At 65.9% G+C, this 22,094-nt stretch carries 32 protein-coding genes and 1 tRNA gene; 20 read left to right on the top strand and 13 right to left on the bottom strand.

Going from position 1 to position 22,094, the window contains the following annotated elements:
- Positions 1 to 2: 2 nt before the first annotated feature.
- Complete coding sequence (locus FHS31_RS16570) at positions 3 to 125, bottom strand: hypothetical protein (RefSeq protein WP_279587878.1); 123 nt, start codon at positions 123 to 125, stop codon at positions 3 to 5.
- Between FHS31_RS16570 and FHS31_RS05395 the strand changes: the two genes are divergently transcribed.
- Positions 124 to 858 (top strand): alpha/beta fold hydrolase, encoded by a 735-nt coding sequence (locus FHS31_RS05395; protein ID WP_167072339.1) that lies wholly within the window; start codon positions 124 to 126, stop codon positions 856 to 858. The two genes, FHS31_RS16570 and FHS31_RS05395, sit on opposite strands and share 2 nt — an antisense overlap.
- 12 nt (positions 859 to 870) lie before the next feature.
- Positions 871 to 1,605, top strand: a complete 735-nt coding sequence (locus FHS31_RS05390; protein ID WP_167072338.1) for a tetratricopeptide repeat protein — start codon at positions 871 to 873, stop codon at positions 1,603 to 1,605.
- 153 nt (positions 1,606 to 1,758) lie between these two features.
- Here FHS31_RS05390 and FHS31_RS05385 read toward each other — a convergent pair whose 3' ends face one another.
- Both FHS31_RS05385 and pspF read right to left on the bottom strand, forming a co-directional pair.
- Positions 1,759 to 2,382, bottom strand: a complete 624-nt coding sequence (locus FHS31_RS05385) for a superoxide dismutase (protein WP_167072337.1) — start codon at positions 2,380 to 2,382, stop codon at positions 1,759 to 1,761.
- A gap of 231 nt (positions 2,383 to 2,613) precedes the next feature.
- Positions 2,614 to 3,645 (bottom strand): phage shock protein operon transcriptional activator, encoded by a 1,032-nt coding sequence (gene pspF, locus FHS31_RS05380; protein ID WP_167072336.1) that lies wholly within the window; start codon positions 3,643 to 3,645, stop codon positions 2,614 to 2,616.
- Positions 3,646 to 3,810: 165 nt separating this feature from the next.
- Between pspF and FHS31_RS05375 the strand changes: the two genes are divergently transcribed.
- From FHS31_RS05375 to FHS31_RS05330, 10 genes are all read left to right on the top strand, one after another.
- Positions 3,811 to 3,972 (top strand): hypothetical protein, encoded by a 162-nt coding sequence (locus FHS31_RS05375; protein WP_167072335.1) that lies wholly within the window; start codon positions 3,811 to 3,813, stop codon positions 3,970 to 3,972.
- Positions 3,973 to 4,091: 119 nt separating this feature from the next.
- The gene (gene pspA / locus FHS31_RS05370) at positions 4,092 to 4,772 is read left to right on the top strand and encodes a phage shock protein PspA (RefSeq protein ID WP_167072334.1); all 681 of its coding nucleotides are present in this window, start codon (positions 4,092 to 4,094) and stop codon (positions 4,770 to 4,772) included.
- A gap of 3 nt (positions 4,773 to 4,775) precedes the next feature.
- Entirely contained in the window at positions 4,776 to 5,084 is a 309-nt protein-coding gene (gene pspB / locus FHS31_RS05365) for an envelope stress response membrane protein PspB (protein ID WP_167072333.1), read from the top strand.
- A gap of 29 nt (positions 5,085 to 5,113) precedes the next feature.
- Positions 5,114 to 5,497, top strand: coding sequence for an envelope stress response membrane protein PspC (gene pspC / locus FHS31_RS05360; RefSeq protein ID WP_167072332.1), 384 nt, complete (start codon positions 5,114 to 5,116; stop codon positions 5,495 to 5,497).
- A gap of 29 nt (positions 5,498 to 5,526) precedes the next feature.
- Positions 5,527 to 5,838: a hypothetical protein gene (locus FHS31_RS05355; RefSeq protein ID WP_167072331.1), complete on the top strand. Its 312-nt coding sequence runs from the start codon at positions 5,527 to 5,529 to the stop codon at positions 5,836 to 5,838.
- A 1-nt stretch (position 5,839) separates the two neighbouring features.
- Positions 5,840 to 6,085 carry a hypothetical protein gene (locus tag FHS31_RS05350; protein ID WP_341786292.1) on the top strand — a complete coding sequence of 82 codons (246 nt, stop codon included), beginning with the start codon at positions 5,840 to 5,842 and terminating at the stop codon, positions 6,083 to 6,085.
- Positions 6,086 to 6,172: 87 nt separating this feature from the next.
- Positions 6,173 to 6,370 carry a hypothetical protein gene (locus tag FHS31_RS05345; RefSeq protein ID WP_243843313.1) on the top strand — a complete coding sequence of 66 codons (198 nt, stop codon included), beginning with the start codon at positions 6,173 to 6,175 and terminating at the stop codon, positions 6,368 to 6,370.
- Positions 6,371 to 6,408: 38 nt separating this feature from the next.
- Positions 6,409 to 6,705: a hypothetical protein gene (locus FHS31_RS05340; RefSeq protein WP_243843283.1), complete on the top strand. Its 297-nt coding sequence runs from the start codon at positions 6,409 to 6,411 to the stop codon at positions 6,703 to 6,705.
- On the top strand, positions 6,702 to 6,938 hold the full coding sequence (locus tag FHS31_RS05335; RefSeq protein ID WP_167072328.1) for a hypothetical protein: 237 nt from the start codon (positions 6,702 to 6,704) through the stop codon (positions 6,936 to 6,938). The genes FHS31_RS05340 and FHS31_RS05335 overlap by 4 nt, the downstream gene beginning before the upstream one ends.
- Before the next feature lie 135 nt (positions 6,939 to 7,073).
- Complete coding sequence (locus FHS31_RS05330; protein WP_167072327.1) at positions 7,074 to 7,481, top strand: SufE family protein; 408 nt, start codon at positions 7,074 to 7,076, stop codon at positions 7,479 to 7,481.
- A gap of 7 nt (positions 7,482 to 7,488) precedes the next feature.
- Here the strand turns inward: FHS31_RS05330 and FHS31_RS05325 are convergent, their stop codons facing one another.
- Positions 7,489 to 7,650 (bottom strand): DUF1674 domain-containing protein, encoded by a 162-nt coding sequence (locus tag FHS31_RS05325; protein ID WP_167072326.1) that lies wholly within the window; start codon positions 7,648 to 7,650, stop codon positions 7,489 to 7,491.
- Positions 7,651 to 7,688: 38 nt separating this feature from the next.
- On the opposite strand from FHS31_RS05325, the gene FHS31_RS05320 reads away from it, so the two are divergent.
- Positions 7,689 to 8,978, top strand: coding sequence for an RsmB/NOP family class I SAM-dependent RNA methyltransferase (locus FHS31_RS05320; RefSeq protein WP_167072325.1), 1,290 nt, complete (start codon positions 7,689 to 7,691; stop codon positions 8,976 to 8,978).
- A gap of 52 nt (positions 8,979 to 9,030) precedes the next feature.
- Here the strand turns inward: FHS31_RS05320 and FHS31_RS05315 are convergent, their stop codons facing one another.
- Complete coding sequence (locus FHS31_RS05315) at positions 9,031 to 9,294, bottom strand: hypothetical protein (RefSeq protein ID WP_167072324.1); 264 nt, start codon at positions 9,292 to 9,294, stop codon at positions 9,031 to 9,033.
- A gap of 664 nt (positions 9,295 to 9,958) precedes the next feature.
- Here FHS31_RS05315 and FHS31_RS05310 point away from each other — a divergent pair.
- The 6 genes from FHS31_RS05310 (at position 9,959) to FHS31_RS05285 (ending at position 15,704) form a co-directional block, all read left to right on the top strand.
- The gene (locus tag FHS31_RS05310; protein ID WP_167072323.1) at positions 9,959 to 10,594 is read left to right on the top strand and encodes a phosphoribosylanthranilate isomerase; all 636 of its coding nucleotides are present in this window, start codon (positions 9,959 to 9,961) and stop codon (positions 10,592 to 10,594) included.
- Entirely contained in the window at positions 10,591 to 11,820 is a 1,230-nt protein-coding gene (trpB, locus tag FHS31_RS05305) for a tryptophan synthase subunit beta (RefSeq protein WP_167072322.1), read from the top strand. The genes FHS31_RS05310 and trpB overlap by 4 nt, the downstream gene beginning before the upstream one ends.
- The gene (gene trpA, locus FHS31_RS05300; protein ID WP_167072321.1) at positions 11,817 to 12,638 is read left to right on the top strand and encodes a tryptophan synthase subunit alpha; all 822 of its coding nucleotides are present in this window, start codon (positions 11,817 to 11,819) and stop codon (positions 12,636 to 12,638) included. The genes trpB and trpA overlap by 4 nt, the downstream gene beginning before the upstream one ends.
- On the top strand, positions 12,635 to 13,486 hold the full coding sequence (gene accD, locus FHS31_RS05295; RefSeq protein ID WP_167072320.1) for an acetyl-CoA carboxylase, carboxyltransferase subunit beta: 852 nt from the start codon (positions 12,635 to 12,637) through the stop codon (positions 13,484 to 13,486). The genes trpA and accD overlap by 4 nt, the downstream gene beginning before the upstream one ends.
- Positions 13,487 to 13,650: 164 nt before the next feature.
- Positions 13,651 to 14,973: a bifunctional folylpolyglutamate synthase/dihydrofolate synthase gene (locus FHS31_RS05290; protein ID WP_167072319.1), complete on the top strand. Its 1,323-nt coding sequence runs from the start codon at positions 13,651 to 13,653 to the stop codon at positions 14,971 to 14,973.
- 92 nt (positions 14,974 to 15,065) lie between these two features.
- Positions 15,066 to 15,704: a GAF domain-containing protein gene (locus FHS31_RS05285; protein WP_167072576.1), complete on the top strand. Its 639-nt coding sequence runs from the start codon at positions 15,066 to 15,068 to the stop codon at positions 15,702 to 15,704.
- A 32-nt stretch (positions 15,705 to 15,736) separates the two neighbouring features.
- Here FHS31_RS05285 and FHS31_RS05280 read toward each other — a convergent pair.
- From FHS31_RS05280 to FHS31_RS05245, 8 genes are all read right to left on the bottom strand, one after another.
- Positions 15,737 to 15,813 (bottom strand) — tRNA-Arg (locus FHS31_RS05280).
- Positions 15,814 to 15,856: 43 nt separating this feature from the next.
- Complete coding sequence (locus FHS31_RS05275) at positions 15,857 to 16,222, bottom strand: hypothetical protein (RefSeq protein ID WP_167072318.1); 366 nt, start codon at positions 16,220 to 16,222, stop codon at positions 15,857 to 15,859.
- On the bottom strand, positions 16,222 to 16,899 hold the full coding sequence (gene nth / locus FHS31_RS05270) for an endonuclease III (protein WP_167072317.1): 678 nt from the start codon (positions 16,897 to 16,899) through the stop codon (positions 16,222 to 16,224). The genes FHS31_RS05275 and nth overlap by 1 nt, the downstream gene beginning before the upstream one ends.
- Before the next feature lie 2 nt (positions 16,900 to 16,901).
- Entirely contained in the window at positions 16,902 to 17,636 is a 735-nt protein-coding gene (dapB, locus tag FHS31_RS05265; protein ID WP_167072316.1) for a 4-hydroxy-tetrahydrodipicolinate reductase, read from the bottom strand.
- An 11-nt stretch (positions 17,637 to 17,647) separates the two neighbouring features.
- Complete coding sequence (locus FHS31_RS05260) at positions 17,648 to 18,238, bottom strand: ABC-type transport auxiliary lipoprotein family protein (protein ID WP_167072315.1); 591 nt, start codon at positions 18,236 to 18,238, stop codon at positions 17,648 to 17,650.
- Positions 18,239 to 18,255: 17 nt separating this feature from the next.
- Complete coding sequence (locus FHS31_RS05255) at positions 18,256 to 19,188, bottom strand: MlaD family protein (protein WP_167072314.1); 933 nt, start codon at positions 19,186 to 19,188, stop codon at positions 18,256 to 18,258.
- Entirely contained in the window at positions 19,188 to 20,126 is a 939-nt protein-coding gene (locus FHS31_RS05250; protein WP_167072313.1) for an ABC transporter ATP-binding protein, read from the bottom strand. The genes FHS31_RS05255 and FHS31_RS05250 overlap by 1 nt, the downstream gene beginning before the upstream one ends.
- The gene (locus FHS31_RS05245; protein WP_167072312.1) at positions 20,126 to 21,229 is read right to left on the bottom strand and encodes an ABC transporter permease; all 1,104 of its coding nucleotides are present in this window, start codon (positions 21,227 to 21,229) and stop codon (positions 20,126 to 20,128) included. Before FHS31_RS05245 ends, FHS31_RS05250 begins: the two co-directional genes overlap by 1 nt.
- A 74-nt stretch (positions 21,230 to 21,303) precedes the next feature.
- On the opposite strand from FHS31_RS05245, the gene FHS31_RS05240 reads away from it, so the two are divergent.
- Entirely contained in the window at positions 21,304 to 21,978 is a 675-nt protein-coding gene (locus FHS31_RS05240) for an HAD family hydrolase (RefSeq protein WP_167072311.1), read from the top strand.
- Positions 21,979 to 22,094 lie beyond the last annotated feature (116 nt).

Below are 22,094 nucleotides of genomic sequence, written 5' to 3'. Positions count from 1 at the left end.
CCTTAAGGCTCTGCTTCCGTTAAAATCACCGTTGGTGCTGAGCTTGTCGAAGCACTGCTCTTCTTTTCTTGCGAGAAGAACAACAGCCCTTCGACAAGCTCAGGGCAAACGGTAACAGACGTCATGCCTCAATTCCTTACCCGCCCCGATCGTCCGGCTCTCGCCTATGAAAAGCACGACGGCGCCGGGCCGACGATCGTCTTCTTCCCCGGCTATGCCTCCGATATGGCCGGCGGCAAGGCTCTGGCGCTCGATGGCTGGGCCGATGCGACCGACCATGGCCTGCTCCGCTTCGATTATGCGGGATGCGGACAAAGCGAGGGCGTGTTCGGCGCCGAGACGCTGGCGAGTTGGCGGGACGACGCGCTCGATTGTATCGATCAGCTCACCGAGGGGCCGCTGATCCTGGTCGGTTCCTCGATGGGCGGCTGGCTGATGCTGCTCGCGGCGCTGGCGCGGCCCGAGCGGGTGGTGGGCTTGGTCGGAATCGCCGCCGCGCCCGATTTCACCGATTGGGGCTTCGACGACACGCTCCGCCAGACGCTGCTCGAGGACGGCCTGATCGCGCGGCCGTCGGACTATTCGGACGCGCCGACGATCACCACGCTCGAATTCTGGCGCAGCGGCCAGGCCAATCTCCTGTTGGACGGCAAGATCGCCTTCGATGGTCCGGTGCGCCTGCTGCACGGCATGCTCGATCCTGACGTGCCGCCGTCGATCACCTTCCGCCTTGGCCGGGCGCTCCGTTCAGACGATGTGCAGACGATCCTGATCAAGGATGGCGATCATCGCCTGTCGCGGCCAGGCGATCTCGATCTGCTGATCGCGACGGTCGCGCGCCTTGTCAAAAGCCAATGACATCGGAAGCCTATGATCCCGCTGTTCCTTCTCGCCGCTGTCACCCCGCTCGCCAAGCTGCCGGGCAGCGACAGCGCGCGCTTCGCGGCCTGCACTCAGCTCATCAAGAGCGACCCGTCCCGTGCGATTACGGAAGCGCAGGAGTGGGCGCGGACCGCGGCGGACGTGCCCTCCCGCCAATGCCTCGGCCTCGCGCTCGCCGCCGCGCAGCGTTTCACCGATGCGACGCAGGCCTTCGAACAGGCCGCCGGCAGCGCCGAGGAGGGCAATGACGGCCGTGCGGCACAGCTCTGGGGCCTCGCCGGTAATGCCGCGCTGGCCGCTGACGACGCCAACCGCGCGCATACCGATCTCGATCGCGCGCTGGCCTCGAACCGGCTTACGGCCACGCAGAAGGGCGAGACGTGGATCGATCGCGGCCGCGCCGATGTTGCGCTGGGCGATCTCGCGCAGGCGCGCCTGGCCACCGACGCGGGCCTCAAGCTGGTGCCCGATGACGGCTTCGCCTGGCTGCTTTCCGCCACGCTGGCGCGGCGCGCGCAGGATCTCGACCGCGCGGAGAAGGATATCGGCGAGGCGATGCGGATCGCGCCGGAGGATCCCGAGGTCGCGCTGGAAGCGGGGAATATCGCCGCGGCCAGGGGCGCGATCGGCGCGGCACGGGTGGCCTGGCAGCATGCGGTGGATGTGGCGCCACAGGATCCGGCAGGCAAAGCCGCCGCGCAGGCGCTGGCGGCAAACAGATAAGCCCCTCCCTTTTAAGGGAGGGGTTGGGGTGGGTGCGCGCGTCTGCGCGCCCAAAAGACTCGAACGTTAGGCGGAAAAGCGCCGCTGGGGCATCGAACCCCATCGACGCTGCCCCACCCCAACCCTCCCCTAAAGGGGAGGGGCTTAAGGATCTTATTGCTGCTGATCGGCGCGGCTGGCGCCTTCGCCGTCGAGATTCTGCGCAACGAAATCCCAGTTGATGATGTTGCCGAGCACGGTCTCGGCGAACTTGGGCCGGGCGTTGCGGTAATCGATGTAATAGGCATGCTCCCACACATCGAGCGTGAGCAGCGGCTTCACGCCTTCATAGGCCACCGGCGTATCGGCATCGTGATAGGAGGTCACCTTGAGCGCATCGCCCTCCAGCACCAGCCAGGCCCAGCCGCTGGCGAAATGGCCGACGGCCTCAGCCGCCAGTTTCTTCAGCAGCTCATCGGTCGATCCGAAGCCGCTCTCGATCAGGCTGGCGAGCTTGCCCGAGGGCTGCTGGCCGGCAGGCGCGAGGCAGTGCCAGAAGAAGGTGTGGTTCCAGATCTGCGCCGAATTGTTGAATAGGCCCTTGTCGCCTGTATCCTTGGCCTTCTTGATCACCTGCAACAGCGAGAGGCCGGCGAGGCCCTTCTCTTCGATCCAGCCATTGGTCTTGTCGACATAGGCCTTGTGATGCTTGCCGTGGTGATACTCAAACGTCTCGGCCGACATATGCGGCTCCAGCGCCGATTTGTCATAGGGTAGCGGGGGCAGTTCAAAAGCCATGCGTCGTCTCCTTCGCGAATTCTCGACCTGCTAACGCCCGATCAGCCACATCGGCAACGCCAAAGCCTTGTTGCGAGTCGTTAGCAAGTTAGAAGGTCTCAAAATCCGTGCGTGCTGAGCTTGTCGAAGCATCGTTCTTTCGTCGACGCGGAGAAAGAAGGACGGCCCCCTTCGACTGCCTGCCAAGGCAGGCGCTCAGGACAGGTTTCGCAAGCTCAGGGCAAACGGAGCTTAGTTGGCCGCCTTTTCGAGCAGGTCATGCCGCCGCAGCGCGTGGCGCAGCTGATCGTACGTGAGCTTAAGCGCCGTGGCGGTGGCGCGCTGGTTGAAGCGGCAGCGGGCAAGCGCGCTTTCCAGCAACGCGCGCTCATGGGCATGGACGGCGGAACGCAGATCGTCGCAATCGATCGTGATGGTCTGCGGCGCGCCGGTCTGAGCGGGGAGGGGCAAAGGCTTCGGCTCCGCCTCGGGCTTCAGCGGCACCATCCGCCAGGGCGAGGCGAAAGGATCGAAGGTCACTTCATCGATCGGCTGCTCGGGCAGGTCCCAACGATAGACTGCGCGCTCGATCACGTTGCGCAGTTCGCGGACGTTGCCAGGCCAGTCATAGCCTTCGAGGAGGGCGTTGCCGCGCGCGCTGAACCCGGGCCAGCGCGCCCAGCCGATCTCCGCCGCCATCCGCCGACCGAAATATTCGACCAGCACGGGAATATCGCCCTCGCGCGCGCGCAAAGGCGGCAATGTGATCACCTCGAACGACAGGCGATCGAGCAGATCGGGTCGGAAGCGGCCCTTTTCGGCGAGGGTCGGCAGATGTTCGTTGGTGGCGCCGACGATGCGCACATCGACGCGCAGCGACTTGGACGCCCCGATTCGCGTCACCTCGCCATATTCGACCGCGCGCAACAGCCGTTCCTGCGCCGCCATGCTCAGCGTTGCCAGCTCATCGAGGAACAAGGTGCCGCCGTCGGCCTCCTCGAATCGCCCCGCCCGCGCCTTGGTAGCGCCGGTGAAGGCGCCCGCTTCGTGGCCGAACAGTTCGGCCTCGATCAGCGTCTCGGGCAGCGCCGCGCAGTTGAGTGTGATCAGCGGCCCGGACCAGCGGCCGGAAAGGCGATGCAGGCGCTCGGCGATCAATTCCTTGCCCGTGCCCCGCTCGCCGATCACAAGCACAGGCCGGTTTAGCGCAGCGGCGCGGCTGGCGCGCTCGACGGCATCCAGGAAGGCGGTCGATTGACCGATGAACTGCGTATCGCGTTCCATCCTGCCATTTGGCGGGATTTGCCACCTTTTGGCAAGATGCGGAGCTGCGGGCTAGAGCCCTATCGCACTAAGCTCTTGATATAAAGGGATACTGAAAACTGGCACGGCTCCTGCAATGACTATTGTGACGCCGGAAGCGGCGCCTGAGAGGTTCAGGAGACGAAGATGTTTACGTTCGACAAAAAGGATTTCCAGCGTTTCGCCGTTTCGACGGTCGGCGCCGTCATCCTTTCCGCCGCCTGCGTCATTGCGGCGGTCGGCCCGGTTCACGCCGCCGATGTTTCCCAGGCGGGCAACGCCGCCACGATGCGGGTGGCGGCCAAGTGAACGACATGTCGGGGCGGGGCCTTTCCCCCGTGCCTCCCCCGGCGCTATCCTGGGGCGACTGGAAATCCCGGGATGCGAACCGCCCAAGCGTAACCCGAGTAACCGAGGAGCATTTTCTGATGAGCATCTTCACCCGCACGCGCGATATCATCGCCGCCAACATGGCCGATCTGCTCGATCGGGCGGACGATCCCGCGAAGATGATCCGCATGATGATCCTCGAAATGGAGGAAACCCTGGTCGATGCCCGCGCCTCGGCCGCGCGCCACATCGCCGATCAGAAGGAAATGCGCCGCCAGATCGCCAAGCTCGATCAGGTGCAGGACGGCTGGATGGAGAAGGCCGAACTCGCGCTTTCCAAGGGTCGCGAGGATCTCGCCAAGGCGGCGCTGGTCGAAAAGCAGAAGGCCAAGGATCTGGTCGAGCAGCTGCAGGAGGAAATCCACGGCATCGACGAGGCGCTGCAGGCCTGCGAGGCGGACATCGCCAAGCTTCAGACCAAGCTGCGCGAGGCCCGCACCCGCCAGAATTCGATCAGCGCCCGGCTGGAAAGCGCCAACAACCGCACGCGGCTGCGCGAAATGTATGCCGGCCCCAAGACCGAGGACGCCTTCTCGCGCTTCGAGGTGCTGGAGCGCCGCGTCGATCTGGCCGAGGGCCGCGCCGATGCCGCCGGCTTCGGCATCGAGAAGAGCCTGGAGGAGGAGATCGCCGAACTGCGCTCCGCCGAGAAGGTCGATGCCGAGCTGGAGGCGCTCAAGGCGCGCACCCAGGCCCGCATCGCCAATCAGGAGGGCTGAGCCATGGACCTGACCGCCATCTTCGTTTGCGGCTTCCTGTTCGTTGGCCTGCCCTGGCTGATCTTCCACTATATCACGCAGTGGAAGCGCAACGGTGGCCTGCCGATCGAGGACGAGAAACTGCTCGATGAGCTCCACGATCTCGCGCGCCGTCTCGACGACCGCATGGCGACGATCGAGCGCATCGTCGCCGCCGACAATCCCGATTTCCGCCGGCCCGCAAGCGAACGGCTGATCGACGAGCGCAGCGAGGACCATGTCTTCGATCATCTCGCCGAACGCCGCGAGCGTGACCGTCAACGCCAGCGCTGAAACCCCATTCCTTCGAAAGGATGTTCGAAATGACTCCGCGTCGCACCCGCTTCTATCTCGACAAGCGCAACGGCAAGGTGATGGGCGTCTGTGCCGGCATCGCCGATTATACCGGCATCGACGTTACCTTCGTCCGCGTCGGCGTCCTGCTGCTGTCGATGTTCGCTACTGGCGGTATCGGCTTCGTCGCTTACTTCCTGGTCGGCTGGCTGGCCGACGAGCAGCCGCGCGAGTTCGAATATGAGGACCGCGAGGACCGCAAGTTCTGGCAGAAGGTGCGGGCACGGCCGAGCCATTCGGTCCGCGACGTCCGCGCCAGCTTCCGCGACATCGATCGCCGGCTTGCCGACGTCGAGACGCACGTCACCAGCCAGAACCGCCGCCTCGCCGACGAGATCGACGCGCTGCGCTGAACTGAACGCTTTGGATAGGGGTAAGGGGAATGAGTGATCTTGCTTTGTTGATCCCGATTGCGGCGATTACGATCTGGCCGATCTCGCGGGTCGCCAACAATTGGGTTCGCGCGCGTCATGGCTTCGAGCCGCAGGAACTTCGCGATCGCCGCCGCCGCGGCAGTGCGGACGAGGAGCGCAAGGTCCAGTTGCTCTCCAACGAGAATGAGCGGCTGACCGGGCAAGTTCTCCGGCTGGAGGAGCGGATCGCGGTGCTCGAACGCATCGCCACCGATCCCGCCGAGCGTGTCGCCCGTGAGATCGAAGCGCTGCGCACGCCGGCGCTGAGCAAGGATCGCTGACGTGCCCGAACTTGTCTTTCTCATTCCGATCATCGCGATCCTCGCCGGCGTCGCGCACAAATGGATGGCGATGAAGGAGCGGCAGTTCCTCATCCTTTCCGAACGCAGCAGCGAGCAGGCCGCGCAATCCAGCGCCAAGACCGAGCGGCTCGAGCAGCGCGTCGCAGTCCTGGAGCGGATCCTGACCGATCGCTCGACCTTGCTCGGCGACGAGATTGATCGCCTTCGTGATAAGCCCATCAACTGAGAGACAAGCGCGATGAGCACCTTCACCTTTCTCGCCTTCTTCACGATCGTGATCGGATTGCCCGTCACGCTCGGTGTCGGCAGCAGCATGTTCAAGCGTTGGCTGGATCATAAGGAAGCGATGCGCATGGCGCTGACCGACCAGACCGCCGAACGCGCCGCGCAATATGTCGCCAAGACCGAGCGGCTGGAACAGCGCATGGCGGTGCTTGAACGCATCCTCACCGATCGCTCGACGCATCTCGGCGACGAGATCGATCGGCTGCGCGACAAGCCCATCAACTGATCAGAAGATTTAGCAGGAGTACCCGCATGGACAGCAAGATGATGGTGGTGCTGATCGTGCTGATCCTGGGCATTACCCGGATCATCCAGGCCCGCTACGGCATCGTGCGCACCGGCCGCGGCCGCGAGGAGCGCTACATTGGCCCGCCGCGCGACATCGCGCGCGAAAATGCCGAGGCCGAGGCGCTGCGCAGCGACGTGCGCCTGCTCAAGGATCGCATCCAGGTGCTGGAGCGGATCGTCACCGATGGCGATCGCACCCGCGGCCTGTCCTTGGAACGCGAGATCGAAGCGCTGCGGGACGCGCGCGAATCGAATCGGGAGATCAAGCCATGAATGATCCCATGCTTACCGCCATCACCGCGAGCGCGGCGCTGATCGCCGTGGTCGTGGTGGCGCTGACCGCGCTCAAGGCGTGGCGCGATTGGCTGGCGCTGCAGCGGCTCAGCCTCGACGGGCGCCGCCCGGGCGACATGCCCGCAACCACCTCCGGCGCGCGCATCGAGCTCGCCGACCTCAAGGAGCGCGTCCGCAAGCTGGAAGCCATCGCGGCGGGAGTGGATCTCTAACTCCAAGCGCTCCGGCGCAGGCCGGAGCCCTGTATGGCGTAGAGTGGCGCTTTCCATTCCAGCGCTCCGGCCTACGCCGGAGCACGATAGTTGGGCTTTTGACTTGAGCTTCATCGCCCCCTAGCGCCCGCCCCGATGCCCACTCTCTCCGACATCCTCGACGAATATGAATTTCTCGACGCCGACGATCGCTACCGGCTGCTGATCGATCTCGGCCGCGAATTGGAGCCGATGCCGGACGCGCTCAAGAGCGATGCGACATTGGTCCGCGGCTGCTCGGCGGCGGTGTGGGTCTATCCGACCGCACAGGCCGGCGGCACGCTCCATTTCCTCGCCGATTCGAACGCAGCGATCACCAAGGGCATCATTGCTTTGGTGTTGCTGACCGTGCAGGACAAGAGCGCCGGGGACATTCTCGCCACCGATATCGAAGCAGCGCTGGCGCCCTTCGATCTCAAGGCCCAGCTCAGCTCGAACCGCACCCAAGGCATTCCCAACATGATCGCGCTGATCCGCCACGAGGCCGAGCGCCTGGCGGGCTGAAGGGCGTTTAGAAATCGATGGCGATGCCGTTGCGCTCCCAATCGCCGTAGCGCGTCGGCGATTGCTCTTCGGTCACCACCGGCTCGGCCGGCTCGGGCACGGGGGGATTGGGCGAGAGATGTTTGGGCGGGGGCAGACGCCCGGATTGCGGCCTGGGCTGATCGGTCATGATTTGCCTCCTGGATCGCGAGCGGCCACAGCGCGGCGATGGACCCCCAACCCACTCAAGGCAAGCCGCGCCCTGACCGAGACGCGGGCGAGGGCGTCCCCGCACGCGGTGCGGCGCTGCGAATCCTCGACTCGGTGCTGCGCAAGGGCCTGCCGCTCGAATCGGCGCTGGATCGCGCGGCGCAGAACCTGACGCTGCCCGCCGATCGCGCGCTGGCCCATGCCATCACCGCAGCAGTGCTGCGCCATCTCGACGATCTCGACGCGCTGATCGACGGTGCCACCGCGCGACCGTTGCCGAATGACGCCAAGGCGCGCATGGCGCTGCGCATCGCGCTGGCGCAGCGGCTGGTGCTGGGCACGCCCGCCCACGCCGCAATCGCCACCGTGCTGCCGCTGGTGGACGGCGGCCCGCGCAAGCTGGTGCATGGCGTTTTCGGGACGCTGTCGCGCAGTGATGCCCGGCTTCCCGATCCTCCGAACCTGCCCGCTGCGGTCGCCGAACGCTGGCGGATCGCCTGGGGCGATGCGGTAGTGGCCGCCGCCGCGCGGCTCGCCGCGATGCCCGCCCCGCTCGATCTCAGCTTTGCATCCGGCGAGGGGGCGATCGAGGGCGGCCTATCGCTGGCCCCGCGCCACCTGCGCCTGCCCGCCGGCGCGCGGCCAACCGAGCTGCCCGGCTTTGCTGAGGGCGCTTTCTGGGTGCAGGATATCGCCGCGTCGCTCCCCGCGCGGCTGCTCGGCGAAGGCCGGGGGCGGCGCGTGATCGATCTGTGCGCCGCGCCGGGCGGCAAGACGCTGCAGCTTGCCGCGGCGGATTGGCGCGTCACCGCCGTCGATCTCTCCGCCGACCGGCTGAAGCGGCTGCGCGCCAATCTGGCGCGGACGCACCTTGCCGCGGACGTGATCGTCGCCGATGCGCTGACCTTCACGCCCGCCGCGCCCGCCGAAGCCGTGCTGCTGGACGCGCCCTGTTCGGCCACGGGTATCTTCCGTCGCCATCCCGATGTGCTGCATCGCGTGCGCCCCAAAGCGATCGCAGCGCTGGCCGAGCGCCAGCAGGCGATGCTGTCGCGGGCCGCCGCCGCAACCGCGCCGGGCGGCACGTTGCTCTATTCGGTCTGTTCGCTCGAGCCGGAGGAAGGGGAACAGGCGATCGAGGCTTTCCTCACCCGCCACGCGAGGTTCGCCATCGATCCGGTGGAGGCGGCGGAGCTGCCCGAAGGCATCACCCCAGCGGCGATCGGCACCGTGCGCGTGCTGCCGGGCATGATCGAGGCGGCTGGCGGCGCCGACGGCTTCTTCATCGCCCGCCTCAAAAAGAAATGACGCCCCCGCAGCGGCGCGAGGGCGTCATATCTTCGCCAGAGGCGAGCGAGGCTTACTTCTGGGCGACGGTGTAGTTGATCGGCTGCGCGGCATAGGTGCCGGAAACGCGACCGTTACGAACAACCAGATCGAACGCGCGGCCGCTCTCGACCTCATGACCGCTGATCACTTGCTGATCGCCGACCTTCTTGACGGTGCCGACATAAGCAACGCCGTCACGCTCGAACGAGATCGTCTGGACATCGGCGGCGGGCTGGCTGGCGAACGCAGGTGCTGCGGCGGTGAGGGCCAGGAGGGGAAGAAGAAACTTGGTCATGGGCAGTCTCCGATTGGGGTCTGCCTCTCCTAACGAATTTGCTTTCTTGTGCGCCGCAGCAATTGGCAGTTTGCCGACGAAAGTGCCAGTGCGATGGTTTGCGGGGCGGTTGCATTTTGTGCAACGCAACAAAGGAGCTACCACCTCTGAAACGAAAATCGGGCCCGGTGTCGCCACCGGGCCCGACTGTGCGCCGAGCACAGGCTCGGCTCGATCTGATCTGCTCCCGTCTCCACCGAAGCTTCGGCGGGCCGTCCAGATCCTGCTTCGCCTGTGCTCAGGCGTCGCTGCTTTGCCTTCGGCCTTGCGGCTTCCGACTGATCAGCGGCCCTTCCTGGAGCATCGGTCCAACGGGCGCTGGGTTAGCACCCCTTTCCCCGATACCGCTTCCGGCGCCATCACCTCCACCGTATCCACGATCGTCCGGCCCGAAGGCCTTTCGTTCGCTTCGCCGGTTTCGGCGGCTCTCTTCGGCTCTGCGTCTCGTTCCCGGTTTCCCGTTCCCGATCGGCTTTGCCCCCGATCACATGTTCAACGTCGCCCAATTCCGCGAGTCGCACCAGCGCCGAATCGGCTTCAGGCCCTGTGGATAACGAGGATATCGGGGATGGAATGATCGCGTTAGCGGTTGCGCTTTTGCAGCGCATGGGCCAGCCGCGCTGCCATGCCCGTGCGGACCAAGATCTGTGGTGTAACCACCAACGCGGCGATGGATGCCGCGATCGCGGGAGGCGCTGCCTGGATCGGCTTCGTCTTCTGCGCCCCTAGTCCGCGCAATATCGATTCGCAAGCCGCCGCCGCGCTGATCGCGCGGGCGCCGAACCATGTCGGCAAGGTCGGCGTGTTCGTCGATGCCGAGGACGGGGCGATCGCCGCTGCCGTCGCTGCGGGGCTCACCGCGATCCAGCTGCACGGCAAGGAAAGCCCCGAGCAGGCCGCTTCGCTCGGCCGCCGTTACGGAATCGAGGTGTGGAAAGCTGCGCCGGTCCGCACGCGCGACGATCTCGCGCTCGTCACCCGCTATCGCGGCGCCGCCGACCGCATCCTTTACGATGCGAAGGCCCCCGCCGATGCCGTAATCCCCGGCGGGCAGGGCCTGCGCTTCGATTGGCGGCTGCTGGAGGGCTTCGATCATCCGCTGCCCTGGCTGCTTTCGGGCGGCCTCGATGCCGGCAACCTCCGCGAGGCGATCGGCATCACCGGTGCCCCTGCGGTCGACGTCTCGTCGGGCGTGGAAAGCGCGCCCGGCATCAAGGATGTGGACAAGATCGCGGCGTTCCTTAAGGCAGCCGCGCAATGACCCTCCTTAATTCGCTCCGTCAACAGCCCGACGCGCAGGGCCATTTCGGCGACTATGGCGGCCGCTATGTCGCCGAGACGCTGATGCCGCTCATCCTCGAGCTGGAGCGCGAATATCGCGCCGCCAAGGCGGACCCGGCGTTCAAGGCCGAGTTCGATGGGCTGATGACCCATTATGTCGGCCGCCCGAGCCCACTCTATTATGCCGAGCGGCTGACCGAGACGATCCGCGAGAGTGCCGCGCCAGGGATGGGCGCCAAGGTCTATCTCAAGCGCGAAGAACTCAACCACACCGGCGCGCACAAGATCAACAATTGCATCGGCCAGATCCTGCTCGCGCGCCGCATGGGCCGCACGCGGATCATCGCCGAAACCGGCGCCGGATCGCACGGCGTCGCCACCGCCACGGTCTGCGCGCGCTTCGGGCTGAAATGCGTCGTCTATATGGGCGCCAAGGATGTCGAGCGGCAGCAGCCCAACGTCTTCCGCATGAAATTGCTCGGAGCCGAGGTTATCCCGGTAACCAGCGGCGCGCAAACATTGAAGGATGCGCTCAACGAGGCGCTGCGCGACTGGGTCGCCAATGTCGACGACACGTTCTACCTGATCGGCACGGTTGCCGGGCCGCATCCCTATCCCGAGCTGGTCCGCGATTTCCAATCGGTGATCGGCACCGAGGCGCGCTCGCAGATGCTGGAGGCCGAGGGCAAACTGCCCGATCTCCTGGTCGCGGCGGTGGGCGGCGGATCGAACGCGATCGGCCTATTCCACGCCTTCCTGGACGACCCGGAAGTCGCGATGCTCGGCATCGAAGCGGCGGGGCACGGGCTCGACAAGGCGCACGCCGCCAGCATCAACGGCGGCACGCCGGGCGTGCTCCACGGCAACCGCACCTATCTGCTCCAGGATGACGACGGCCAGATCACCGAGGCGCATTCGATCTCGGCCGGTCTCGATTACCCCGGCATCGGCCCCGAACATGCCTGGCTGCACGATATCGGTCGCGTCACCTATGGCAGCGTCACCGATCAGGAGGCTCTGGACGCCTTCACCCACCTCACCCGCGTCGAGGGCATCATCCCCGCCCTGGAATGTGCCCACGCGCTCGCCGCGGTGCCGGCCAAGGCGCGGGAGATGACGCGGGACCAGATCATCCTCGTCAACCTCTCCGGCCGCGGCGACAAGGACATGGCGACTGTGGCGGCATCGTTAGGGGTGACGATATGAGCCGCATTGGCCTCACTTTCGCCTCTACTTCCGCCGAGGGGCGGGCCGCGCTGATCTGCTTCGTCACCGGCGGCGATCCCTCGCCCGAGGCGACGCCCGCGATCCTCGATGCGCTGGTCGAGAATGGCGCGGACCTGATCGAGCTCGGTCTGCCGTTCACCGATCCGATGGCGGATGGCCCCGCGATCCAGCTCGCCAATTTGCGCGCGCTCGCCGCGGGCGCCAACACGGCCAAGCTCCTCGACATCGCGCGGGACTTCCGCGCCCGCCATCCCGATGTGCCACTTGTGCTGATGGGATATGCCAACACGATGCTGCGCCGGGGCGCGGAGCGGTTCGCGGAGCAGGCGGCAGAGGCCGGTGCCGACGGCGTGATCTGCGTGGATATTCCGGCGGAACAGGACGGCGTGCTCGGCCCTGCGCTCCGTGCGCAGGATATCGCCTTCATCCGTCTCGCTACGCCGACCACCGATGCCGCGCGGCTGCCCGCCGTGCTCGAGGGCGCGGGCGGCTTTCTCTATTATGTCTCGGTCGCGGGCATCACCGGCCAGCAGCAGGCGCAGCAGGCTAGCATTGAGGATGCGGTTGTGCGGCTGAAGGCGGCGACTCATCTGCCGATCGCGGTCGGCTTCGGGGTGCGCACGCCCGATCAGGCGGCGGCGATCGGCAAGGTCGCCGATGGCGTCGTGGTCGGATCGGCGATCATCGATGCCATCGCCAAGGCCGCCGCGGCGGGCGAGGATCCGGCCGCCGCCGCCGGACAGGTGGTGGCAGGCCTTGCCGCGGCGCTTCGGAACACAGAAAAGGTGCCCGCATGAGCTGGCTCGACAAGGTCCGCAATTCGCTTCCCTTCGTGCCGAAGCGCGAGACGCCCGACAATCTGTGGCACAAATGCCCGAACTGCGGGACGATGCTCTTCACCAAGGAATATGAAGAAAATCAGTCGGTCTGCCCCAAGTGCGAGCATCATGGCCGCATAGGGCCGGACGCGCGCTTCGATGCGATTTTCGACAGTGGCATCTACGTGCCGCTGCCCAGCCCGGCGGTGAAGGAAGACCCGCTCAAGTTTCGCGATTCGAAGCGCTATCCGGATCGGCTGAAGGCAGCGCGCACGGCGACGGGCGAGCAGGATGCGCTGATCAACGCCAGCGGTCGGATAGAGGGGCTGAAAGCGGTGGTCGGTGTCCAGCACTTCGCCTTCATGGGCGGATCGATGGGCATGGCGGTCGGAGCGGCCTTTGTTGCCGGGGTCGAGGCGGCGATTGCCGAGCAGGCGCCCTACATCATCTTCACCGCCGCGGGCGGCGCGCGGATGCAGGAAGGCATCCTCAGCCTGATGCAGATGCCCCGGACCACGGTGGCGATCCAGAAGCTGCACGAAACAGGGTTGCCGTATATCGTCGTGCTGACCGATCCGACGACGGGCGGCGTCACCGCTTCCTATGCGATGCTCGGCGACATCCAGATTGCCGAGCCGGGCGCGCTGATCGGCTTCGCGGGCCAGCGCGTGATCGAAAGCACGATCCGCGAGAAATTGCCGCCCGGTTTCCAGCGGGCCGAATATCTGCTCGATCACGGCATGCTCGATCGCGTTGTCCACCGCCACCATCTGCGCGCCGAGCTGGCCAACCTCATCGGCTTCCTTTGCCCGGCCGGCGCGGCGTGATCATGAAGGAAGCCCCTCCCTTTAAAGGGAGGGGTCGGGGGTGGGTGCGCGCGTCTGCGCGCCAAGAGAATTCCAACCTCTTGCCGCAAAGCGACGTGCCGGGCATCAAACCCCTTCGTCGCTTACCCACCCCCTGCCCCTCCCTTGAAAGGGAGGGGTGAGACTTGGCCGATCACGCCCACTCTACCGATCCGGCGGTGCAGCGACAGCTCGATCGGCTATGGGCACTATCGCCGGGCGCCGACGTCCTCGGGCTGGAACGCATCACGGCGCTGCTCGATCGGCTCGGTAATCCGCAGCATGATCTGCCGCCCGTGTTTCATGTCGCGGGCACCAACGGCAAGGGCTCGACCTGCGCTTTCCTCCGCGCGGCGATCGAGGCGGCTGGGCTGACCTGCCACGTCTACACCAGCCCGCACCTCGTCCGCTTCAACGAACGCATCCGGATCGCCGGATCGCTGATCGACGATGCGCTGCTCGCGCAGCTGCTGGAGGAGGTGCTCGATGCCAGCCATGATATCGGCGCCAGCTTCTTCGAGGTAACGACCGCCGCCGCTTTCCTCGCTTTCACGCGCCACCGCGCCGATGCCTGCATTATCGAAGTCGGACTCGGGGGCCGTCTCGACGCTACCAATGTAATCGAGCAGCCGTTGATCTGCGGGATCGCGCAGCTCGGGATCGATCACCAGGCCTTCCTCGGCGATCGGATCGAGGATATCGCCGCCGAGAAGGCGGGCATCGCCAAGGCCGGGGCGCCGCTCGTCACGCTCCACTATCCGGCCCGCGTCGCCAATCGCATCGGCCAGGTGGTCAAGCATGTCGGCACGCACTGGATCGCGCGCGATGCGGGATGGGACGCGCAGGCCGCGGGCGGCAAGTTGCGCTACAAGGACTCGCAAGGCGAGCTTGAGCTACCCTTGCCGCGTCTGCCCGGTGCGCATCAGGCAACCAATGCCGCGCTGGCCGTGGCGATGCTGCGCCATCAGGATGCGCTGGCCGTGCCGCCTGCGGCGCTGCGCGCGGCGATGGGCTGGGCGGAATGGCCGGCCCGGCTGCAGCAGCTTAGTCACGGGCGGCTGGCCGCGCTCCTGCCAGCGGACGCCGAACTCTGGCTGGATGGCGGCCATAATCCCGCCGCGGGCCGCGCCATCGCGGATTTCTTCCGCCGCCGGTTGGCTCCCGGCCGCCGCTTCCACATCCTGCTCGGGATGCTCGCCAACAAGGATCTCACGGGCTTTCTGGAGCCCTTTGCAGGGAGCAAAGCCGTGATCCACCCGATGCCAATCGCGGGCCACGCCGCGCATGATCCCGGCGCGATTGCCACGGCCGCCGCGATCCACGGGCTCGCGGTCGCCTCGAACGACGGCCTGGAGGCCACGCTGCGCGCTATCGCCGATGAAGCGCAGGCGCCGCTGACCGTGCTGATAGGCGGCTCGCTTTACCTCGCCGGAGAAGTGCTCGCCGCCAATGAAACGCCCCCCGTCTAGGCGTTCAAGGACCGCTAAGTACAATCCCGGATGGACCGGAATGTTACCTTTTCTTACCGTTCAAAACTCGCTCGGAGCCTGGCTTGACCGCAATGCCTTTCCCTTCCGCGCCGCTCCCGCCCGGAGAGGTGCTTCGTCAGGCGGCGCTCTTCGCCTCCGGCGTGCTGTCGTTGCGCGGCAACCAGCGACTGCGCGCGATCGTCGATCGCGTCGCCGAACTGCTCGATGTGCCGATCGTGGCCATTTCGATCGTCGATCGCGATCGGCAATGGTTCCCGGCTATCCATGGCTTGGAAGCCGAAGAGACCGACCGCGACATTGCGTTCTGCGCTTACGCCATTCTGGAACCCGGCGAGACAATGGTGGTGCCGGACGCCACGCAGGACCCGCGCTTCGCACACAATCCGCTGGTAACTGAAGCGCCCCACATTCGTTTTTACGCGGGCGCGCCGCTGGTCACGCGCGAAGGCGCTGCACTCGGCACGCTCTGCGCGATCGATTCCAAGCCGCATGTCGGCCTGCCGGCAGAACACGAGCACCAGTTACGCCGTCTGGCCAGTGAGGCGATGATGGAGATCGAACGGCTCGATCATATCCGCGCGGCCAGCCCCGAGGCGATCGTCGCCATCGTCGATCAGATTCGCGCCGCCGCCAACGCCGATGACGAGGAGCTGCTGATCGCCCTCGATCGCGTGCTCCAGCGTGTCGAGACCGCCGCGCAGCGGGGTTGAACGTCCCCCTACCGGGCCATCGTTATCAGATTTGGCGCACCCGAAGGGATTCGAACCCCTGGCCTCTGCCTTCGGAGGGCAGCGCTCTATCCAGCTGAGCTACGGGTGCCTGCGGGCGCGCTTAGCAGGCGCTTGGGCCTCCCGCTAGCCCGTCAACGCAGGCCCGTGACCGGCTGGAAGGGGCCGAGGCCGCAGCTGGCGCCGCGGCGCGGACCGCCGCCATCGTTGCGGAAGACCGTGATGATATCGCTGGAGCAGAGCTGGCTGAGCGAGGTTTCGTAGCTGAACGCTTTTTCGAAGCCTAGTTCGGGGCAGGCGTAGGGCAGCGTGTTTCGATAGGATGTCTTGCCCGTCATGACGAAATCGATCGTGCGATCGTCGCGGACGTGCGTTTCACGGATGTTGGCGAGGGGCACGCAGCTGACGGGCTTGCCCGCAGGCGTGACGACTTCCGGGGGCGCCTTGGCGCTTGCGGCGGAAACAACGGCGAGGAGAATGAAGGCGAGGGTGCGTGGCATCAGGGGCTCTCCGGCACGGCCCCGTGGGCGCCGGCATCGGTCGGCGGTGGGGTCTTGGGCTTAAACGCGCAAAGATCGACTTCGATGCAGCGCCAGCACTCGGGTCGTCGCGCCTTGCAGACGTAGCGGCCGTGCAGGATCAGCCAATGGTGGGCGTGCGTGAGGAAGGGCTTGGGCGTGACCTTCATCAGCCGGTCCTCCACCGCCCGAACATCCTTGCCCGGCGCGAGGCTGGTGCGATTGGCAACGCGGAAGATGTGCGTATCGACCGCGATCGTCGGCTCGCCGAACGCGACATTAAGCACAACATTGGCGGTCTTACGGCCGACGCCGGGCAACGTCTCCAGCGCGGCGCGATCGCGCGGCACTTCACCGCCGAAGCGATCGACCAGGATCTGCGCAGCGGCGATGACGTTCTTGGCCTTGGTGTTGAACAGGCCGATCGTCTTGATGTGCCGCTTGAGACCCGCTTCGCCCAACGCGAGCATCTTGGCCGGCGTATCGACCGTGGCGAACAGCGCCTTCGTCGCCTTGTTGACGCCGATATCGGTTGCCTGAGCGGAGAGCGCGACGGCGACGAGCAACGTGTAGGGGTTGGTCCATTGCAGCTCGGTTTCCGGCGCGGGATTGTCCTCCGCCAGCCGCCGATAGAATTCGAAGATATCGGCCTTCTTCACTTCTAGAGGCCGAGCATATCCGCCATCGTGTAGCGGCCCGCCTGCTGGCTCCTGAGCCACTGCGCTGCCCTGAGCGCACCGCGCGCGAAGATTGCGCGGCTTTCGGCGCGATGGCCGAGTTCGATGCGCTCGCCCTCGGTGGCAAAGACCACCTGATGATCGCCCGCTACGGATCCGCCGCGCAGCGAGGCATAATAGATGTCGCCTTCCTGGCGCGCGCCCCCTGCCATACGATCGAGGCGGTTGCTCGCCGTACCGCGCCCGGCATTGGCTGCCGCGCCGAGCAGCAGCGCCGTGCCCGAGGGCGCGTCGACCTTATGGCGATGGTGCATCTCGACGATCTCGATATCCCAATCGGGCCCGAGCTTCTGCGCCGCCTGTTCGACCAAGGCCGCCAAGACGTTGACGCCCAGCGATGTGTTGGCGGTCTGCAGTATCGCGATCCGCAGCGCGGCGGCATCGATCGCGGCATGATGATCGGAGCCGAGCCCGGTGGTGCCGATCACGATCGGCGTACCGGCCAACCGTGCCGCTTCCAGATTGGCGGCGAGGGCTTCGGGATTGGAAAAGTCGATCAGCACGTCCACCGCGCCGGCCAAGGCGGGCAGATCGGCATAGTCGCCGCTGACCACGCCGTCGCGATCGAAGCCGCCCGCCACCGTCACGTCCAGTTCCGGCGCGAGCCCAGCGATGGCCTGCCCCATGCGGCCGGCCGCACCGATGATTCCGATCCTCATGAGCTTCAGGGTTAGTTGGCCCCGACCCAGGCGGCAACATCGGCGGCAACCTGATTGGCCGCCTGATTGACCCCGGCCGCAACATCGCCCTCATTCACCGCCGCAATCGGCGCGTGCGCTTCGAAGCGCCGGGTCTGCAGCGTGGTCGATCCGGCATGCGCGAGCACACCGTCGAAGATCACCACCGCCTGCCTGGCGGGCGCGTCGACGCCGAACTGCACGAGTTGCCCCGAAACCCTAAGATCGGGCTGGAGGCCGGTCGCGCGCTGATCGGGCACGAAGCGGCCCGTCTTGGCAGTAATCGTTTCCGCGAGCAGATTGCGGAACAGCAAGGCCGGCGATCCCGCCCACAGCGCCTTCGGCACATAAGCGACCGAATTGGGGCCGTCCTGTACCATGACGCGCTGCGTCGCGAGTGCGGGCTGCACCGTGGGGATGTTAACGGCGACCGATTTCTCGTCGCTGGTCGTGCGCGTCGTGCCCGCCGCAACCGGCGTCGCCGCCGATAGGGACATCAACGCGGGCGGCGGCTTGGCGCCGAAGCTGATGCAGCCGGCCAGCGGCAGCATGAGCGCCAGGACGGCGAAGCGGCGGATCATCATGGTCGGTCCTCCCTGGCTCATTTGTGGCCCTTATAGTCCGGCAATTTGTCGCCGCCGATCAGCCCGCCGGCGCCGCCGCGATCCAGCTTGCCCGAAATCGCCTGCAGCGAAGAGGCGGTTTCGCCCAGATCGGCGATCAGCTTGTTGAGGTTGGGCACGGTCTGCGTGCTGATCGCCTTGATGCCCGGCCGCGCATCGGCGATCGCGCCATCGAGATTGGCCATGCTGTGCTTGGCCGATGCGACCGCATCGTTGAGGTTGGCAAGCAGCGGCTTGACGTTCTGGTTGGTCGTATCCGCCAGATTGCCGATCTTCTGCGCGGCATCGCCCGCCTGCTGTACGGCAAGATGCGCGTCGGCCAGCGTCGCGGCGATATCCTGGCTACGATCGGCAAGCGCGCCCGAAAGCGTATCAATATGCGCCAGCGTATCGCTGATCGATTTCTGATTCTGCGGATTGAGCAGATCGGTGATGCGTTCGGTCAGCGTCGTCAGGCGATCGAGCAATTGCGGCGCGTTGGCGAGGATCGCGCCAAGACCGCCGGCCTTGGGCGGAATCAGCGGAAAGCCCCAGGGCCCCGGCTGATCGATCGGCGGCGCGCCTTTGACTGCGCCATCCAGATTGATCGTGCTGGTCCCGGTGAAACTGCCCTGCACAGTAGCGGCGGTGCCTTCGAGGATCGGCGTATCCTCCTTGACCTCGATGCGCACCCTGATCAGCTCGGGCTGATCGGGGACGAGCGAGATGTCATCGATCTTGCCGACCGGCACGCCCGAGAAGGCCACCGTGGAGCCCTTGGCGAGGCCATCGACCGAGGTCTTGAACAAGATGTCGTACTTCTTCTCGTGAGTGCCGCCGAAGCTCGCCAGCCAGACGGTGACGACCACGGCAACGAGAAGCAGGATCAAGACGACACTGCCGACCAGGATATTGTTCGATCGGTTTTCCATCAGCGATCCTCGCCCCCAGGGTTTTCCGTGCCGTTCTGCGCGACAGTATCGCCACCCGCCGAATTGAGCGCGGCGTCGCGCCGCTTCTGATTTTCGGCGGGGTCGTCGTGGGCGTGCCGCTCACTCGTCTCATTTGCAGCGCGTCCGCGCGGGCCGTTGAAATATTCCTGGATCCAGGGATGGTCCAACGCCAATAATTCCGGGATCGTTCCGATCGCCACCACCTTCTTGTCGGCGAGCACGGCGATGCGATCGCAAATGGCGTGCAGCGTATCGAGATCGTGGGTGATCAGGAAGACGGTGAGCCCCAGCGTCTCCTTCAATCCCTTGATGAGATCGTCGAAGGCGGCGGCGCCGATCGGATCGAGGCCCGCGGTGGGCTCGTCGAGGAAGAGAAGCTCGGGATCGAGCGCCAGGCTGCGCGCGAGGCCGGCACGCTTGCGCATCCCGCCCGAAAGCTCGGACGGAAATTTTGCGCCCGCCTCGGGGGCCAGGCCGCTCATCGCCACTTTATAATTGGCGATCTGATCGAGCAGCGCCTCATCCAGCGACGGATAATATTCGCGCAGCGGCACTTCGACATTTTCGGCGACGGTGAGCGTCGAGAATAAGGCGCCGCCCTGGAACAGCACCCCCCAGCGCTTACGGATCTCGCGCGCTTCATGCTCCTCGCGGCCGATCATCGGCTCGCCGAAAACCTCGACCTCGCCCGACAGCGGCTGCTGCAGGCCGATGATCGATCGCATCAGCACCGATTTGCCCGTGCCCGATCCGCCGACCACGCCAAGGATCTCGCCCTTCTTGACCTGGAGATCGAGACCATCGTGGACCATCTGCTCGCCGAAGCCGTTCTTGAGATCCCGAACGATGATGACCGCCTCGCCTTTCTTGAAGGCATCGGGATCCTCGTGCGGCTTTTCGGCGAGCGCGGCGCTCATCAGATCCATCCGATCGTGGCGAAGAACACGGCGAAGAAGGCATCGAGCACGATTGCGAGGAAGATCGATTGCACCACCGCCGCCGTGGTGCGCAGGCCCACCGCTTCGGCATTACCCTCCACCTGCATGCCCTGATAGCAGCCGGAGATTGCGATCAGCAGGCCGAACACCGGCGCCTTGATCAGGGTCTGCAGCGCATCGGTGACCGGCACCACCTCGTGCACCCGCTGGATGAACGCGGCGGGCGGGATGCCGAGCGAGGTCCAGCAGAACAGGCCCCCGCCGACCAGACCGATCATCGCGGCATAATAGCTGAGCAAAGGCATCATCAGCACACCGGCCAGAACCCGCGGGATGATCAACGCCTCCATCGGGGAGACGCCGATCGTGCGCATCGCATCGACCTCCTCCGCCAGCCGCATCGAACCGATCTGCGCGGCGAACGCCGAACCCGATCGGCCAGCGACCATGATCGCGGTCATCAGCACGCCAAGCTCGCGGAAGGTGAGGCGGCCGACCAGATTGATCGTGTAGATTTCGGCGCCGAACTGCTTGAGCTGGATCGCGCCCTGCTGGGCAATGACGACGCCGATCAGGAAGCTCATCAGCCCGATGATCGCTAGCGCCTCGACGCCGACGACCTCGAACTGACGGACCACGGCATGGCCGCGGAAGCGGCGGGGGTGGCGGATCATCTCGGCCAACGCGATGAGGATCGCCCCGAAGAAACCGATCAGCCCAAACAGCGTGGAGAAAGCGACGATCGTCGCCGCGCCGATTTGGCCCAGCACACGCTGGAACGAGGGGGTCTTGTCCGGGCGAATTTTGGCAGGCCGATCGGCCTGGCCGACCTGTTCGAGGAGGATCGATTCCTCTTCCCGCGCGCCGGTCACCTCGGCATCGCTGTCGCGGACGAGGCGGTGAATCAGCCACGCCCCCACCGTATCCATCCGCTCCACCCCGGAAAGATCGACCCTCTTGGGGTGCTTTATGCTTTCGAGTCGGTTGGGCAGATCCCCCATGCGCGCCAGCGTCAGGTTGCCCTTGAGCTTCAGGGTGCCCCCATCGGCCTCGTCGATATCGAAGTCGGCCGCTGAATTCATAACGCTCGCATATCTATTTGTCGAAAATCCGCAACCGCTTGCCTTTGTTCCATGGCTGGTGTGGGGCGCTGCGAATGATTGAGATCGCGATCTACGACATGGACCGGACGATCACGCGGACGGGCACCTATACACCGTTCCTGATCCACGCCGCCGCCCGAATCGCGCCGTGGCGGCTGGTGATGGCGCCGCTGGTGCCGCTGGTGATGGCGACCTATGCGGCAAAGCTGATCGATAGGCGGCGGCTCAAGGAGATTGTTCAGCGGCTTTTGCTGGGGGGCGCGGTGCCCAGGGCGCGGCTGGCGCCAGCGACCGAAAGCTTCGCCGCATTGACAGTGAAGGCCAACCTTCATCCCGGTGCGCTCCGCCAGATTGCCGAGGACAAAGCCGCCGGCCGCCGCCTCGTCCTCGCCACCGCCTCCAATCGCTTCTATGTCGAGCCGATCGCCGCCAAGCTCGGCTTCGATGACGTCATCGCCACCGGCAGCGCCATGGGCCTCGACGATATCATCCGCGCCAAGATCGACGGCGAGAATAATTACGGCCCCGCCAAACTGCGGCTGATCCAGGCCTGGTGCGCAGAGCAGGGGATCGATCGCAGCGCCGTCCGCGTCCGTTTCTATTCGGACCATGTCTCGGATGCGCCGGTGCTGGAATGGGCCGACGAGCCTTTCGCGGTCAACGCCAGCAAGAAGTTGCGGCACCTGGCGAAGCGGCGTGGCTGGCCGCTGCTGGATTGGGGATTGTAAATCCTCCCCCGCCAGGGGGAGGTGGCGAAGGCGACGGAGGGGGAGGACGCGATGTGCCATCGGGTTCGCCGCCGACCGCCCCCTCCATCAGCTACGCTGACACCTCCCCCTGGCGG

Source organism: Sphingomonas vulcanisoli (assembly GCF_011761305.1).
Classification (GTDB): Bacteria; Pseudomonadota; Alphaproteobacteria; order Sphingomonadales; family Sphingomonadaceae; genus Sphingomonas_I; species Sphingomonas_I vulcanisoli.
The sequence above is the reverse complement of the archived record's forward strand: the minus strand, read 5'-3'. Positions and strand labels throughout refer to the sequence as shown.